The 16133-nt window shown below is 40.6% G+C and carries 15 protein-coding genes; 5 read left to right on the forward strand and 10 right to left on the reverse strand.

All coding sequences use genetic code 11. The annotated features are described in order from the left end of the window. Positions 1-13: 13 nt before the first annotated feature. Together ACEXOE_RS08465 and ACEXOE_RS08470 are read right to left on the reverse strand one after the other, a co-directional pair. Positions 14-1438 carry an alpha/beta hydrolase gene (locus ACEXOE_RS08465; protein ID WP_394748307.1) on the reverse strand — a complete coding sequence of 475 codons (1425 nt, stop codon included), beginning with the start codon at positions 1436-1438 and terminating at the stop codon, positions 14-16. 132 nt (positions 1439-1570) lie between these two features. Continuing rightward, positions 1571-2572, reverse strand: coding sequence for an NAD(P)H-dependent glycerol-3-phosphate dehydrogenase (locus ACEXOE_RS08470; RefSeq protein ID WP_394748308.1), 1002 nt, complete (start codon positions 2570-2572; stop codon positions 1571-1573). 126 nt (positions 2573-2698) lie between these two features. Between ACEXOE_RS08470 and ACEXOE_RS08475 the strand changes: the two genes are divergently transcribed. Both ACEXOE_RS08475 and ACEXOE_RS08480 read left to right on the forward strand, forming a co-directional pair. Next, positions 2699-3619 carry a nicotinic acid mononucleotide adenyltransferase gene (locus ACEXOE_RS08475; RefSeq protein WP_394748309.1) on the forward strand — a complete coding sequence of 307 codons (921 nt, stop codon included), beginning with the start codon at positions 2699-2701 and terminating at the stop codon, positions 3617-3619. Positions 3620-3908: 289 nt separating this feature from the next. After that, positions 3909-5531: a SulP family inorganic anion transporter gene (locus ACEXOE_RS08480; RefSeq protein WP_394748310.1), complete on the forward strand. Its 1623-nt coding sequence runs from the start codon at positions 3909-3911 to the stop codon at positions 5529-5531. A 91-nt stretch (positions 5532-5622) separates the two neighbouring features. Here the strand turns inward: ACEXOE_RS08480 and ACEXOE_RS08485 are convergent, their stop codons facing one another. The 5 genes from ACEXOE_RS08485 to ACEXOE_RS08505 all read right to left on the reverse strand — a co-directional run bounded on the left by ACEXOE_RS08485 (position 5623) and on the right by ACEXOE_RS08505 (position 10046). After that, positions 5623-6102 (reverse strand): c-type cytochrome, encoded by a 480-nt coding sequence (locus ACEXOE_RS08485; protein WP_394748311.1) that lies wholly within the window; start codon positions 6100-6102, stop codon positions 5623-5625. Positions 6103-6143: 41 nt separating this feature from the next. Beyond that, positions 6144-7106, reverse strand: a complete 963-nt coding sequence (locus ACEXOE_RS08490) for a YheT family hydrolase (RefSeq protein ID WP_394748312.1) — start codon at positions 7104-7106, stop codon at positions 6144-6146. Next, positions 7106-8110 (reverse strand): bestrophin family protein, encoded by a 1005-nt coding sequence (locus ACEXOE_RS08495; protein WP_394748313.1) that lies wholly within the window; start codon positions 8108-8110, stop codon positions 7106-7108. Before ACEXOE_RS08495 ends, ACEXOE_RS08490 begins: the two co-directional genes overlap by 1 nt. A 12-nt stretch (positions 8111-8122) precedes the next feature. Then, the gene (locus ACEXOE_RS08500; RefSeq protein WP_394748314.1) at positions 8123-9097 is read right to left on the reverse strand and encodes an NAD(P)H-dependent flavin oxidoreductase; all 975 of its coding nucleotides are present in this window, start codon (positions 9095-9097) and stop codon (positions 8123-8125) included. Positions 9098-9203: 106 nt separating this feature from the next. Then, positions 9204-10046, reverse strand: a complete 843-nt coding sequence (locus tag ACEXOE_RS08505) for an AraC family transcriptional regulator (RefSeq protein WP_394748315.1) — start codon at positions 10044-10046, stop codon at positions 9204-9206. A 142-nt stretch (positions 10047-10188) separates the two neighbouring features. Between ACEXOE_RS08505 and ACEXOE_RS08510 the strand changes: the two genes are divergently transcribed. The 3 genes from ACEXOE_RS08510 to ACEXOE_RS08520 are packed head-to-tail and all read left to right on the forward strand — an operon-like array spanning position 10189 to position 13674. Beyond that, positions 10189-11172 carry a phytanoyl-CoA dioxygenase family protein gene (locus ACEXOE_RS08510; protein ID WP_394748316.1) on the forward strand — a complete coding sequence of 328 codons (984 nt, stop codon included), beginning with the start codon at positions 10189-10191 and terminating at the stop codon, positions 11170-11172. 10 nt (positions 11173-11182) lie between these two features. Then, positions 11183-11977 (forward strand): SDR family NAD(P)-dependent oxidoreductase, encoded by a 795-nt coding sequence (locus ACEXOE_RS08515; RefSeq protein WP_394748317.1) that lies wholly within the window; start codon positions 11183-11185, stop codon positions 11975-11977. Between the two features lie 29 nt (positions 11978-12006). After that, positions 12007-13674, forward strand: a complete 1668-nt coding sequence (locus ACEXOE_RS08520; protein ID WP_394748318.1) for a sodium:solute symporter — start codon at positions 12007-12009, stop codon at positions 13672-13674. 13 nt (positions 13675-13687) lie between these two features. Here the strand turns inward: ACEXOE_RS08520 and ACEXOE_RS08525 are convergent, their stop codons facing one another. The 3 genes from ACEXOE_RS08525 to ACEXOE_RS08535 all read right to left on the reverse strand — a co-directional run bounded on the left by ACEXOE_RS08525 (position 13688) and on the right by ACEXOE_RS08535 (position 16073). Further along, complete coding sequence (locus tag ACEXOE_RS08525) at positions 13688-14602, reverse strand: glutaminase (RefSeq protein WP_394748319.1); 915 nt, start codon at positions 14600-14602, stop codon at positions 13688-13690. A 218-nt stretch (positions 14603-14820) separates the two neighbouring features. Continuing rightward, positions 14821-15723 carry a DMT family transporter gene (locus ACEXOE_RS08530; RefSeq protein WP_394748320.1) on the reverse strand — a complete coding sequence of 301 codons (903 nt, stop codon included), beginning with the start codon at positions 15721-15723 and terminating at the stop codon, positions 14821-14823. Beyond that, positions 15720-16073, reverse strand: a complete 354-nt coding sequence (locus tag ACEXOE_RS08535) for an arsenate reductase family protein (protein ID WP_394748321.1) — start codon at positions 16071-16073, stop codon at positions 15720-15722. The genes ACEXOE_RS08530 and ACEXOE_RS08535 overlap by 4 nt, the downstream gene beginning before the upstream one ends. Between the last annotated feature and the right edge of the window lie 60 nt (positions 16074-16133).

Raw genomic sequence — 16133 nt, forward strand, 5'->3', positions numbered from 1 at the left:
TGGAACAACCCCCTTAATACCAGGATAAGGGATGCTCTTTTTGGGCGCAAGACATATCTGGAGCGGTTTCGGGCGCATCTAAAAATTCCTGACAAATTTCAAAAAAACAGGAGTTAAATACGGAGTGTCCTTCTCTTTGGAATTCCATAACATAGGAGTTTTGAAGACTTTTTGAAGCCTGCCTTGCATTGCTGGTTGGAGTAATGGGATCCAATCGTCCATTCACCACTAAGGTGGGAATCGCGGAAACTACGGGATCATTCTCCAAGGTTTCTGAACGATGTGAATGCCAATTTTCAAGGATTTTTGCATCGGAATGAAAAAAAGCGGGTCCGGTGCTAAATTCAGGATTGCTTTTAAGGTCTGCCATGAATGCCGCAGTTCCGTTAAATGGAAGTTCCTCATAGGCCATTACCGACATATACATGGCAAAATTAATTACCCTTGTAGTGATTGAAGTAGGGCGCAGGGCCCGCCGAATCACGGGTTCATTTTGCGTATGCAGCGCCTGGATAAAGGAAGGAATAATTCCTACGGTGGATCTGGAATATAGTAATTGATGTGTAATCAATAATACATCTTGCACATTGAGATAAAATGGTTTTCCGTCGTAGGTAAATACCATAGGTTTTTGTTCTATTTTATGGAGTGCAGAAAAGAATGCTTCTTTTAAATCCGGGTAACGCGTATTGCAATCAGAATCATTTTCACATTCTTCGAAAGCAGAGAACAAGGCAGATTTAAAATTGCTCATAAAATGTGCATAAATAGCAGATTCTGGCGCAAAGACTCCAAAGATAATAGCGGAACGCACACTAGAGGGGAAATCCCGCATAATGGTCATCCCTAGCCTTGAGCCGTAAGATCCGCCCAGAATATTCCATCGCTCATAACCCAGCTTTTTTCGTAAACTTTCAAAATCGGCAGCATTTTCACGACTATTATAAGCAGAAAGGTCTGTTTTGTTTTTTTGGGCTTCCTTTTTGCATTTGGTCATGATTTCCTGCATTTTGGAATATTCTTCCTCTGGCAAAAGATCTTGCGCTAGGATATCGATCATGGCTTCCCCAAAATCGGTACAAATGGCATTACTGCTTCCCGTACCCCTTTGATCCATAAGCACAATATCCCTATCGGAACGCAATGTATGGTTTTGCCAAAAACTCTCCATGAGCAATGTGGCCCCTCCAGGTCCTCCTTGCAGATATAAGATGGGCTCTTTTTTAGTGTTTTTATTTCTGGCTTTTAAGACACGGTACGCCAGTTGTATTTTTTTGCCGTTGGGCTGATTTCTATTTTCTGGGACCACTAGGTATCCAGAGATTTCATCTTCTCCATCTTTGTTTTGCGCAAAACTAACTTGGGCACTCTTTGGCGAAGAAGTTTCTTTACAGGAAAAAAATGCAAGTACGCAAAGTGCTATGAGGAGGTTTTTCATGATTTTTAATTTGATTGATGCTACTTAAAAATAAGAAAATTATTCCAAAACGTTATGAAGTAGGTTTCCAGTCACTTCACAAAAAAACTATAGGGGTCGGCTTTCCCTCCTCCTATATCAAGTGACATTGCATTAATCCAAACGCTCCGTCAAAGCTTTAAACGTACGCTTGGCCTCTTTTTCTTTATAGAGAATGTCATAAACCGCATTGATGATCGGGGTTCTTGATTTCTTTTTGTGCTTTATGTTCAGCAAATGGGCACTCTTGGTGGCATAATACCCTTCTGCCACCATATTCATTTCCATCATGGCACTTTTCACGGTATACCCTTTACCAATCATATTTCCGAACATTCGGTTTCGGCTAAAAGTGGAATAGCCCGTGACCAATAGATCCCCCAAATAGGCCGAATTATTGATGTTGCGTTTCATTTTATGGACGCGCTTTATAAAGCGTTTCATTTCCCGAATGGCATTGCTCATCAATACACTTTGAAAATTATCACCATATCCAAGACCATGGGCAATACCTGCTGCAATGGCGTAAATATTTTTGAGCATTGCGGCGTATTCCGTTCCAATGATATCATCAGAAATTTTCGTTTTTATATAATGACTTCGAAGTTTAGCGGCAAGCAGTTCTGCTTTTGAGGTATCGTTGCAGGCAATAGTTAAATACGACAAACGTTCCAGGGCTACTTCTTCCGCATGACAAGGACCCGTAATTACTCCTATATTTTTAAAAGGAACGTCATAGGTTTCATGGAAGTGCTCCCCAACAATGAGACCCGTTTCCGGAACGATCCCCTTAATGGCAGAAAAAACGATTTTTTTAGACAAGGATCGTGTCAATTTTTTAAGTTCCGTTTCCAAAAATGCTGAAGGAATTGCAAAAATTAAGACATCTGCATTGGCAACTGCTTCATTGATATCATCAGTAAGTGTCAATTGTTCTGTGTGAAACTCCACGGCACTCAGATAATTGGGATTGTGTTTTTGAGTTTTTATATGATTCAAAGCATCGGTATTTCGCATATACCATCCGATGTTGTCTAAGTTTTCGGTCAACATTTTGACAATGGCCGTTGCCCAACTTCCACCGCCTAAAACTGCAAAACGCATTTTTTCTTTCATGGGGATAAATTAAAGGCATCAAAAGTAATTAAAAAATAATTAGATGTTAAATGTTGATTATCAACACTTTAAAAATATTGGCACGAGAATTGTTTGGGAGTAGATAGAACCATAAAACAGAATATTATGAGAGCAAAACTACTTTTAGGATTATTAGTGATCGGTACTTTGGTAACCTCTTGCTATACCGAAGTGATCATAGAGGACGATATTGTAGATGCTCCAATCTTTAATGTTGGGCAGGCATTACAATCTCATGACCTCTGGTATGTTGATATTAATGAGACCCGTGGCAATGGTGAAATTCCCTTTTTGCAACGTGCGTTTACCATTTCTTTTCAAAATGGACGCCTGTATGCCAATAACAATATTGTAGGTATTGGAAAAACGGGAAATGGTTTTGGAATTACAGTGGGATACTACGATGCTTTGAGAGGTGCAGTGGAAATAGATCATGATGTTGATGGAACTTGGCTTATGGAAGTATACGATCGGGGAAACAACACTTTGGAATTGTACTACCCCACATTGAACACCTCCTATTTTTTAAATGGATATCAGATTAACAATTTTGATTATGATCGTGTTTTCTATGAAAATCTGGAATATTTTTTACAAGAGTATGAAGCATGGGAAAAAACGTATACGAGCCAGGAAGGTGCAATTACCGAGTTTGATGATGAGAACTATTTACAGTTTTTATCCCTTGATGGAAACCGCAGTTTTAGATCATCGGTAGATGCAAATGGAACCGCACTGGGAGACCTCATTTGGGATTATGAAGGGAATTACTCGGTGTATGACACAGAAACCGATGAAATGCTTAAAACTTTAACATTGGACTACAGTTTTTTGGACAATGATTACTTTGAACTCTACGTTATTAATGACAGTACGATCGAGTTGTATCATCCAGATAGTGAAACCATCTATGAATTTAAAGGAAGAAGGTTTATACAACAGTTGAAATCTGGAAAAGCAACCATCGGAAAGAAACGAAAGAAGACAAAAAATCCGATTATGAACGTAAAACGTTTGCGAAAATAATAGGAATAGGAATAACTTTTGTTTTGCAGGGATATGTGCGGATTGCACATGCCATACTGAGCAAGGCTGAAGTAAAGATTTTGGTTGGTTATTTAGTTAGAGATCGCTCTGAGCACCTATGGTGTTCGGGGCGATTGTTTTTTAATCCATATAGGCTTTAAAATAATAGGGCCTTCTTTTTTGGAATGTTGGAAAAGCATGTCAAAAAAATCAGAATCCATTAATTTTTACGGCATTATAGCTTGTTTCCCCAATTAGTACTAATTTTGCCCCCTTAAATCCTTAAGGTGTGAAGAAGTATCTAAACTTATTCGATTTTTCCCAAAAAGTAAATTATAAAACGGAGATTTTATCGGGGCTTACTGTAGCTTTGGCCTTGGTGCCAGAAGCTATTGCATTTGCCCTTATCCCTGGTTTCTCTCCTTTAACAGGACTGTATGCTGCCTTTATTCTGGCATTGGTCACTGCTATTTTGGGAGGTAGACCTGGTATGATCTCGGGAGCTACAGGTGCCGTAGCAGTAGTTTTTATTGGATTGATTCTGGAATTGAAACGAAATTTTCCAGGAATAGAACCGGAAACTATTTTAAATTATGTTTTTGCTACAGTGATTCTAGCGGGACTTTTTCAGATTGCCGCTGGCTTTTTGCGCTTGGGAAAATTTATACGTCTTGTGCCACACCCGGTAATGTTTGGTTTTGTGAACGGTTTGGCCATAATCATTTTTATGGCGCAATTCCCTAATTTTTATGTAAAGGGAACTACGGATTTGCTTTCTGGAACGGCCTTATATACGATGTTGGGATTAACTTTACTGACTATGGGAATCATCTGGGGTTTACCAAAGTTGACCAAAGCAATTCCCTCTTCTCTTGTAGCTATTATTGTAATCTCGGCCATTGTGATAGGGTTTGGTATTGACACGCTTACCGTTGCGGATACCATGAATGCAGGTGAATCGATCAAGGGAGGTTTTCCGCCATTGTCCATTCCCCAAATCCCAATGACCTTGGATACCCTAAAGATCATTCTTCCTTATGCTGGAATTGTAGCAGGAGTGGGACTTATTGAAAGTTTACTTACCCTAAATATTATTGATGAAATTACCGAGACACGTGGAAGCGGAAATCGGGAATGTATTGCTCAAGGGACTGCCAATATCCTTTCGGGATTTCTTTCTGGGATGGGAGGTTGCGCCATGATTGGACAAAGTCTCATCAATACTTCGGCCGGAGCTCGTGCCAGACTTTCCGGAATTACGGCGGCAGTAATGCTATTGGTTTTTATTATGTTTGGATCCAATCTTATAGAACAGTTGCCCATGGCAGCTTTGGTTGGATTAATGTTTATGGTAGCCATTGGAACCTTTGAATGGGCCAGTTTTAAAACCTTCCGAAAGATGCCCAATTCAGATGTGGTTGTAATGGTATTGGTTACTTTGATCACCGCCATTACCCATAATTTAGCAGTGGCTGTATTATTGGGAGTAATTATTTCCGCGCTTGCCTACTCCTGGGAAAATGCCAAGCGGATACGGGCCAGAAAATACGTTGACGATAATGGGGTGAAACACTATGAGATATATGGGCCTTTATTTTTTGGTTCCACAACACTTTTTGCTGAAAAATTTGATGTGCAGAACGATCCAGAAGAGGTAATTATCGATTTTCAGGAAAGCCGTGTAGCGGACATGTCTGGAATAGAGGCGTTGAACAAGATTACGGAACGCTATCAAAAAGTGGGAAAGAAAGTCCACTTGCGACATTTAAGTAGGGACTGTAAACGTCTTTTGGAAAATGCGGATGAGATTATTGAAGTAAATGTATTGGAAGATCCTACCTATAAAGTGGTCGTGGATAAGGCAAAAACGTCGGAAGAACGCAAGGAATGGTATAACCTTTGGGGCCTTTAAAAATTAAAAGCAGTTACAAACTACATATTGAGCACTAAAAAAGGCCTGACCATATATATTATGATCAGGCCTTTTCTAAATTCTGGTGCTACTATAGCGTACGCAGATATTCTGCCAAGCTCCGTGCTTCATCTTCTGTAAGATTGGAGTTGGTCATGATAGCATTGTTATATTCTTTTAATAAGGCTTTTGCTATAGGATCGCTTTTTACCATTTCTGTAGGATTCAGCATCATATTCATCACCCATTCAGGGCTTCTACGTTCGTATACCCCCTTCATTGCCGGACCTATGCCACGCTGTTCTGCCATATGACAGGCCGTACATTTTGTAGCAAAAAGAATTTCTCCTGCTGCTGCCATTTCAGTATTAACCTCTGCATCAAAACTAAGGGATTTAATAGGCCCTATACCTTTGTTGCTCATGTCTACGGGAACGCCTTCTTGAACGGTTTCTGCCTTACTTTCGGTTTTCGTACGGCTCATTTCAAAACCGTCTTTCTTTTCTTCTTTTTTTCCACCGCAACTCATCAGCAATGCGCTTAGAGCCAGGGCGCTCAATATATTCTTCATCTGTAAAAAGGTTAAGAAACAAATATAAGAAATAGCATAGTTTAAAGGTAGTCTTCAAAGAAATTTATTGCTCTTTTTTCCGTATAGGAAGCGTTATTCTTAACATGAAATCCAACATGGCCACCATACAAGGGGATTTCCAAGTGTAAATTTGGGTTTTTTTCCGCTTTTTCAATAGGATAACAGCTGGGCCCCAAAAAAGAATCGTTTTTTGCATTCAAGATCAGTGTGGGCACGGTAATATGTTCGAGAAACTGTAGGGAACTACATTGGGTATAGTAATCCAACCCGTCTTTAAAACCATGGGCCTTGCTGGTATAAATATCGTCAAAATCCTTTAGCGTCTTGACCTTTAAAATATCCTTATCGCTAATCTGATCAGGGAAAAGTATTTGCTTGGCCCGCAATTTTTGGAGCAGGTGTTTTTTAAATCGCCTCGCATAGATTAGGTTTTTAGGCATAAGCAATTGGATCAAGGAACTGTGAAGGTCACAAGGTACCGAAACGGCTACGGCCCCTTTGATCATTGCAGGTACTGCATTTCCTTCGCCAAGGTACTTTAGAACCAAGTTTCCCCCTAAGCTAAAACCTTTTAAATAAAGGGAGGTATAGGCGTATTTTTCCAAGATATGATGTAATACGGCAATAAGATCTTCGGTTGCGCCCGAATGATAGGAGCGAAACAAAAGATTGGTGCTGCCACTGCAACTCCTGAGGTTAATAGCGCATACATCATACCCATTTAAATTGAACGCCTTAGCACTTCCTGTAATATAGGGGCGTTGGGCATTGCCTTCCAATCCGTGGATTAAGAGGACAACTTTATCGGTTTTGGTTTGGGCATAACTCCAATCCAGATCCAAAAAATCCCCATCGGGAAGGTCAATACGTTCCCGTTGCTGATCAATACCTTCAACCTTCCGAAAAACTCCTGCATAAATGGTGGAAAAATGTCCATTTTTAAATAGAAATGGAGGGTTGTAGGGAGAGGGTATTAAGGGCATTAATAGAGGATGTTGTCTTTAGCCTGTATTTTTTCAGGAAGGTTTTTTTCATTAAGCATATCCCTAAGGTCAATTTCAATGGTACGACACAAGGCAGTCATGGGAACATCATTGATCCTACCTTCAAAAGGATCCTCACTATTGCTTCCTACCTTTTCCATCGTAATAAAAATCCAGGACAATAAAACGGAAAAAGGAATCATAAGTCCTAAAAATAATTGCTGCTGGGAAACGGTGAGCAACTCAGAAATCTCTTCTTCAAAAATAGAGAGAAGCCCAAAAGGCAGCAATAGTACAAATATCCATGTAAATACGGTACTGAAATAGGCATATTGTCGCGGAAAGGGCGTGTTTTTTATCCGTTCACATTTCCCTTGGAGATTATACATTTCTTCCAGATTATTATGGAATATTTGTTTGTCAAACTCTGTGATCTTCCCTTCTTTCAGTAATTCTTTGAGATGTAACCCTTGATTCTTGATAAGATGTGTGGCCACGTTTTTTCTGTTTTCCAAATCGGCATCTTCTTCGGGAGATAGGAAACTATCCAAGCCAGCGCAAACAGGATTTCGTTCTCCGTGCCGATCAAACATTTTTTCAACCGCCTTATTTTCTTTAATGGAAAAGCTAGAAGGTTGGCGCAATTGAATCCTTAAGGCATTGATCCAAGCCAAATGTCGGTAAATAAGAATACGTTGCGCTTCGGGGTCATCCATAACAAAACCCAAGACATTATTGGCCCATGTGCGGGAATAGTTTACAATACCACCCCATATTTTTCGACCTTCCCAAAAACGATCATAGCTTTGACTATTTTTAAATCCAATATAGAATGCCACCGCAATACCGATAACACTAATGGGTTGAAAGGGAATATCGATAAAGGTCCAGTCCAAAAAATAGTAGACAGAAAAAATAAGCCCTGCCCAAAGGGTAAAAAAGAGAATATTGCGCCATGCAAATCGGACAATGATTCCCCAACTAATGTTACGTTTTACATACATAGCTACTAAAAACTAGGATTTTGGATAGATTTCCAGCAATCGTGCTTGTTCAGAGATGGCTGTTTTGAATTCTGTTTTAAGATCATCTACCAGTTCTGCCACCGAGCATACATTGTCAATAAGAGCTACACCCTGACCTGCAGACCAAATGGTTTTCCAGGCCTTAGCTTCCGTATCGAGCTCTTTTCCAAAATCAATTTTTACATCTTTCTTTAAATCTTCTTCCGTAATTCCCGCTGCTTGTAAGCTGGCGGCCAAAAAATTGGCATGTACTCCAGAAATAGCTGCAGTGTATACCACATCGCTAGCACCTGCCTTTACAATCATTTCCCTATAGGCTTCCGGAGCTTTACTTTCCGTAGTATTGATAAAACGTGTGCCCATATAGGCTAGATCGGCGCCCATTTGCATGGCAGAAGCAATATCTCTTCCGGTACTGATACAACCCGAAAGTATAATGGTTTTATCAAAGAAGCTTTTGACTTCTGAAACCAAGGTCATGGGATTAATGGTTCCTGCATGTCCCCCGGCCCCGGCGGCCACGAGAATAAGGCCATCGACTCCGGCTCCTGCTGCTTTTTGCGCATGTCTCTTTTTGATGACATCGTGAAAGACCAGACCACCATAACTATGAATGGCATCGACTACTTGGGATACCGCACCTAAAGAGGTAATGATCAAGGGGACCTGATGCTTGACGCAAAGTTTAAGATCGGCCTCCAAACGGGGGTTGGTGGGATGAACAATAAGGTTTACGCCAAAAGGAGCAGCTTTCTTTCCTGTTTCTTCTTCGAATTTTTTAAGTTCTGATTTTATTTCGATCAACCATTCCTCAAAACCTTCACTACTGCGTTGATTTAGGGCAGGAAAGGTTCCAACAATACCATTTTTACAACATTCAATAACGAGTTTTGGTCCCGAAATAAGGAACATTGGTGCGGCTATGGCCGGTAAGGAAAGGTCTTTGGTAAAAGCTGCTTTGGACATATATTCTTGTTTTGTGCGAGCTTTAAAGATATTAAAACTAAATGTATTCCAAATAAAAATATACACACGGTAAAGGGAAGAAGCCATTTACCAAAGTAAAGCGCCCTTAGAGATAACGCTTCCGAAAATCCCTGGGGTTTTCCGAGGTCACCTTTTTAAATACTCTATTATAGTAAGAAAGGCTATCAAAACCACAGCGATAGCAGGCTTCGCTGACACTTTTTCCAGACATTAAATGGCGTTTGGATTGACTGATCCTATAGCGATTTAAAAACGCAACGAAAGTGTAACGGGTAGTCTGTTTGAAATAACGACAAAAAGCTTCTTTGGTCATATTGCTTATGGCGGCAACTTCGCTCAAATCTATTTTTCTGTCATAATTATTATCTACAAAAGCATAAATGCGCTGCAAGCGTTCCTGAGCCTTATCATTATGACTAATGGTATACGGTTGATCATGCAATAGCACGGTTTCCGAAGAGGCTGAAAGTAGTCGGAACAATTCCAGGAGTTGCAGGTATTGCTGAAATGGTGGCTCTTGTTCCAGGTGAAACAGTGCATTTCCTATTTGTTCTTTGATGGGGCCTTTAAATGCAATTCCATGAGCAGATTTCTTAAACAATTGTGCCACTTTGTCAAATTCGGGGATTCCCTGAATATGCCCTTCCACAAAGTCTTTTTTTATATGGACCACCACTTTACGATAACTGCCTTTTATCCCATAATCAAAATTCAAGTGCGGAATATTGGAACCGATCAAGACCAAATCATTGCCTTCATAATTGGAAATATGATCTCCAACATGACGTGTGCCATTGGCTCCGTCAATATAAACCAATTCATATTCGGGGTGGAAGTGCCAAAAGAACAGATCGCTCATCCTGGGATTGAACATCATCCCAAAAGATTTATTGTCGTTGGCGCCTATGGTTTCTAATTGAATTTTCATATTATTTCACTAAATTAAGATATTAAAAGGAATTAATCTTTAATTAAATCAATATTGTACAAGTATTGGTTAAGTTTCGTAAAAGCACGTGATTTGAAATACCAGAACTTTGACCCATTGTAAAACGTTAAATTCAAAGAAGATGAGCAATTCAAATAAAATGATGGGTTCAAAAGTAGTCTTGGAGAATCAACATACCGATATTCCAGGAAACCCTTCAACGGCGAAAAGTAGTGCGGTACAGCTTCGACAAGAAGCGAATGAAGCGAGTTTAAGAGTACTTACACTGGAACAATGGAAATCATGGAAGCACAATGGTTATGTTGTAATTAAAGAGGCTGTTCCAAGGAAACAGGCACAACAAACCGCCGATTTCCTATGGGAGTTTGAAGAAAAAGATCCCCAGGACAAGGAGAGCTGGTATACTGATCCACGTGCAGAGATTCAAATGAAAGAATTGGCCGGAACGGGTATGGTAGAAGTGTATAATCACCAGTTGTTATGGAACAATCGCCAAATGGAAAAAGTATATGATGCCTTTGTTGATGTATGGGGTACCGAAAAACTTTGGGTAACCATTGATCGGGCAAATTTGAACTTCCCCATACGTCCGGGACATGAGTATAAAGGATTTATTCATTGGGATTACGACCCGGAAACAAAACCGCAAAATGTTCAAGGAGTATTGGCACTGGCCGATCAGACCGATGAAAATATGGGAGGATTTCAATGTATTCCGTGGTTGTACCGCAATTATGATCGTTGGAAGTTGACACAACCTGAAGATCGAGATCACTTTAAACCAGATGTTTCCGATTTGGGCGATAAGTTGGTGAAAGTACCTATGGAAGCCGGAGATCTTCTTATTTTTAATAGTTCTGAACCTCATGGTATCCGTCCTAATCGATCTGGCGATAAAGTGCGTATTGCCCAATACATTTCAATGATGCCGGCAGAAGAAGACAATGAAAGTTTAAAGGAATGGCGTATTAATTCCTGGAAAAACAGAATTGCACCCGAAGGTTATGCCTTTCCGGGAGATCCACGAAATTGGGAGCAAACCAAATATGAAACTGCCGTACTATCGGAGCTGGGCGAAAAATTATTGGGCTTAAAAAAATGGTAATCAAGGGTAAATGGATTTAAAACTTCAGGGAAAAACGGCCTTTATTACAGGCTCAACTTCGGGAATAGGATTCGCCACGGCAAAAGTACTGGCAGAAGAGGGAGTACATGTGATTCTTAACGGAAGAAAACGGGAGAGCCTCAATGCCGCTATCAAAAAATTAAACGCAATGGTTCCCGAGAGCAAAGTGTCCGGAATTGCTATGGATTTTGCAAAAAGTAATGCAATGGACGACCTCATAAAGGCGATACCAAAAATTGATATTTTGATCAATAATGTTGGGATGTATACCGCCCAATCCTTCTTTGATACTACAGATAAAGATTGGCAGCAACAATTGGAAGTGAATATGATGAGCGGGGTGCGTTTATCCCGGTATTTTTTGCCAAAAATGCAGGAAGCCAATTGGGGACGGATTTTGTTTGTTTCCAGTGAATGTGCGGTTTTGGTGCCCGAAGATTTAATTGCCTATAGCGTTACGAAAGCTGCTCTTCTAGCCTTGTCCAGGGGATTGGCACAATTAACGAAAGGAACGGGGGTTACGGTAAATACGATTGTGCCCGGCTCTACCTTGACCGAAGGTGCGGCCACTTTTTTGGAAGAAAAAGCCATTGCCGAAAATAAGACAGCAAAAGCTGTGGAAGAAGATTTTTTCAAGGAGGTGCGGACTTCTTCTCTTTTACAACGTTTTGCCACACCGGAGGAAGTGGCCCATACCCTTGCATATTATGCCAGCCCTCTTGCTGCCGCGATCAATGGAGCGGCCATTAAAGTAGATGGAGGAAGCATTGGGGGAATTCTATGATTCCCACCTTATGAATAAAAACAATGACTATGAGTTTTTTTGATATTGCTATTATTGCCCTTTACTTTGGAATTATTTTGTGGATCGCCAAATGGGCCGCAAAAGGAAAGAAAAATGCCGCCTTTTCTGCGGTGGACTATTTTTTGGCTGGAAAAAATCAAGGCTGGCTGGTGATAGGGGCTTCTTTGTTTGCGTCCAATATTGGTTCTGAGATTATCTTGGGAGTATCCGGAGCGGGGGCAAGGGCCGATATGCCTATGGCCAATTTTGAAATACTGGCTTCCTTAGTGCTAATTTTGTTTGGATGGATATTTGTTCCATTTTACCTGAGAACCAGTGTGTATACCATGCCCGAGTTTTTGGAGAAACGCTATTCCAGGGCTTGTCGAAATTACCTTTCCGTAGTTTCCATTTTAGCATACATCATTACGAAAATATCCTTGATCATATTTGCGGGAGCCTTGGTTTTTGAGGTCTTGGGAATACCCTTTTGGACAGGAGCCATTATCACTGTAGTGGCCACAGGATTCTACACGATTCTTGGAGGACTGAAAGCGGTAATCTATACCGATATGGTCCAAGCCTTCATTTTGCTCTTGGGGACTGCAGCCATAACAATTTTTGGACTGTATCAAATCGGAGGATGGGAAGAAATGATCAACACTATAGCCCTAGCATCAGAGACAGAAGGAAATCCTGAAGTGGGGCAGTTTTTTAATTTATGGAGATCCATGGACGATACGGAGTACCCTTGGACAGGAATGCTTTTTGGAGCGCCAATTTTAGGGGTATGGTATTGGTGTACCGATCAATATATTGTGCAACGGGCGCTATCCGCGAAAGATGTGGGCAATGCCAGAAAAGGGGCTTTGTTTGCAGGCTATCTAAAATTATTACCCGTTTTTGTTTTTTTTCTGCCGGGTGTAATCGCTTACGCCTTGATGCAAAAAGGAATGATCGATTTTTCGATGGGGAATGCGGATCAGGCATTACCTACTTTGATTACCGAATTTCTTCCCAGTGGCCTAAAAGGATTGGCCATTGCAGGTTTATTGGCGGCTTTGATGAGTTCGTTGTCTTCAGCATTCAATTCCAGTTCTACCCTATTGACCATTGATTTCTATCAGAAACTTAAACCGAAAGCCTCGCAAAAGGATTTGGTACGTTTCGGACGAATTGCCACCGTAGTACTGGTGATATTGAGTTTAGGATGGATTCCTTTTATGAATGCGCTTATGGGAGGAGGTATTTTCCATTATCTACAGAGTGTTCAAGCCTATATTTCGCCACCTATAGCCGCAGTATTTTTACTAGGCCTCTTTTTTCCCTGGATCAATGCCCGAGCGGCTATTGTTACCCTATGGACAGGGTTTTCCATTGGCGTTTTTAGATTGATTGTAGAATTTATGGGGAATGAAGGTAGCCTAACGATTGCCGAAGGGAGTGCACTGGAGTATTTTTTAGGAATTAATTTTTTACACTTTGCACTGTTCCTTTTTCTTTTCTGTGCCGGAATTCTAATGCTGATCAGTAAATTAGGACAACCACAGCCACCGGAGTCCTTGGTGTTGGTGACCTTTCAAAGGCAGCGAACCGCAGCATTTACATGGAACAGGGATACATGGCTTACTGTTATACTCATTACCGCAGTCCTCTTGCTTTGGTGGCTTTTCAGCCCTTGGGGTGTAGGAGGATAGCAACTAAGAAGTATTAAAATATGGAGGAAGCTGTTTTCGTGGTAAAATGCTCCAAAAACTTCATGCCCCGATGGGAGTTGCCTTTTTCATTCAATTTGGGACTCCAGACGGCAATGCAATAGTTATCTGGGTGGAGGGCCAGAATGCCACCCCCCACGCCACTTTTTCCAGGAAGACCTACTTTAAACGAAAATTCCCCGGATTCATCATAAAATCCGCAAGTTTGCATAATGGCATTTACCCTCTTGGCTTGCCCGATTTCCAAGACTTTTTCGTTTTTTGAACTTACAAAATCGTCTTTGGCCAAAAACATAAAGGTCTTGGTCAATTCTTGGCAATTCATTTCCAAAGAACACATATGGAAGTAAAAATCCAAGACCTCTTCCGGCCTGTTTTTTATATTCCCAAAAGACTTCATGAAATTGCACAGCGCAATATTGCGATACCCTACAGACTTTTCGGATGCAGCAACGGCTTCGGAATAGTGGATGTCAACACTGGAACAGATGTCCCTAACGAACTGTAAAAAATCGGGTATTGGGTCTTTCAAATGACTCACCAACATATCACAGATCACCATGGCTCCTCCATTGATTAATGGGTTTCTAGGGATTCCATGGTCCGTTTCCAATTGTATCAAGGAATTGAATGGATTGCCGGAAGGTTCTACTCCCACTCTTTTCCATATTTGGTCTCCCAGCATTTTATAGGCCAGGCTTAGGGAAAGAACTTTAGCGATACTTTGAATAGAAAACTTGGTCTTCCAATCCCCTATGCCAAAGGTATCGTTTGTAGTAGTGCTTAAGTACACCCCAAATTGATCGGGATTTACTTTGGCCAACTCTGGAATATAGGAGGCCACTTGTCCTGTATTTTTTTCAGCACAAATAATGGCATAAATTTCCGATAGAATTTCTGAATATCTCATAACATTTTCCATAAGGGTAGGTCTTGATCCACTAACATTTTCTTGTGCTTTGGGCACCTTAAAAAGAAGACCTTTTTTCGCTGTCCTAAAACTAAATAATAATTAGGGATATGGTCCGGGAAAGTCGTTTATTTTTGATTTTTTTCCTGCTCACCCATATATCGATGTAGCATTTTTTAACCGAAATAATCTCCTCTTTAAATAAAATGCCAATAGTTCTAGCTGTTCATTGGGGAAGCCTTGGGTTTCCTACTCGCCAAGTACACCCCTAATAAAACAAAGCAAACGGCAATAACTTTAATGCTCGTCAATTGATCCTGACCTGCAAGTATGGCAAATAAGATACCCAAAACGGGTTGTAGATAGGTGAATGCACTTACAGTAGAAGCTTTTAGTTCTCGCAAGGCAAAAATATTGAAGAGGTAGGTGCAAAAGGTAGTGCCCAAAACCACAAAGGCTATTTTCCATATCGCATCAAAGGGAAGGTTTCCCCAATCAACAGCCATGAATTCTTGATACCCTATGGGAAGATTAAAGGGTATAGCAATGAGAAACAACCATTTCATTAAAGTAAAGGGATGGTATTTTGTGGTGAGTTTTTTTATCGTGATCAAGTAAAGCCCAAAGAAAGTGGCATTTAATAGAAAAAGGGTATTTCCCAAAGGAATATTTGGAGCATCTTGCCTGATTTCGTTCCCATATAAAATCAAGAAAACAGCTCCAATAAGACCAATAACTATACCCGAGCCTCTACGCCAATAGATTTTTTCTTTGATGAGCAAGGCAGAAAGCACAACAACAATAATGGGAGTCATCGTCACCAATACCGAGCTGTTTATTGGCGTAGATAACTCTAGCCCTTTAAAAAAGGCAAGCATATTAATGACCATCCCAAATAAGGTGGCCAAGACCATCCTGCCCCAATCTTTCCGCTCTATTTTTTCTTTGGGTACAAATAATGAAGCCAGCCAAAAGAGTATGCTTGCACCCACTACCCGCACCAAAATGAAACCAAAAGGACGAATGTGCGTAGGCATTACCCCTTTGGCAATAGAATGGTTCAACCCATAAATTGTGGTGGCGCCCAGGGCCGCAAGAAGGGCAAGGTTTCGTCTGCTCACCCTTGTATATGTGCCTTGGCAGCTGCAACTTCCTTTTTGCTATTGCCAATAAAAATGGTATCGTCTACAAGAATCACAGGCCGCTTTAAAAAAGTATAATGCTCCAAAATTAATCCCTTAAAGTCTTCTTCCTGAAGCTGCTGTTCTTTTAAGTTGCGTTCCTTATACATTCTTGCACGTTTGCTGAACAAAGCTTCATAGCTTCCGGACAATCCATGCATTACTTCTAGTTGTGCTTCCGTTATGGCATTGGTCTTGATATCCTGTAATTCAAAGCCATCCAGTGGTTGTAATTCATTGATAATGCGTTTACACGTATCACAAGTACTAAGGTGATATATTTTTTTCATGGAATCATTTTCTTTTTAGATTGCAAAGGAACCTATTTCTTCTAAAAGTACGGTCATGTA

It is taken from the genome of Spongiimicrobium salis (assembly GCF_043678055.1).
Taxonomy (GTDB): domain Bacteria; phylum Bacteroidota; class Bacteroidia; order Flavobacteriales; family Flavobacteriaceae; genus Spongiimicrobium; species Spongiimicrobium salis.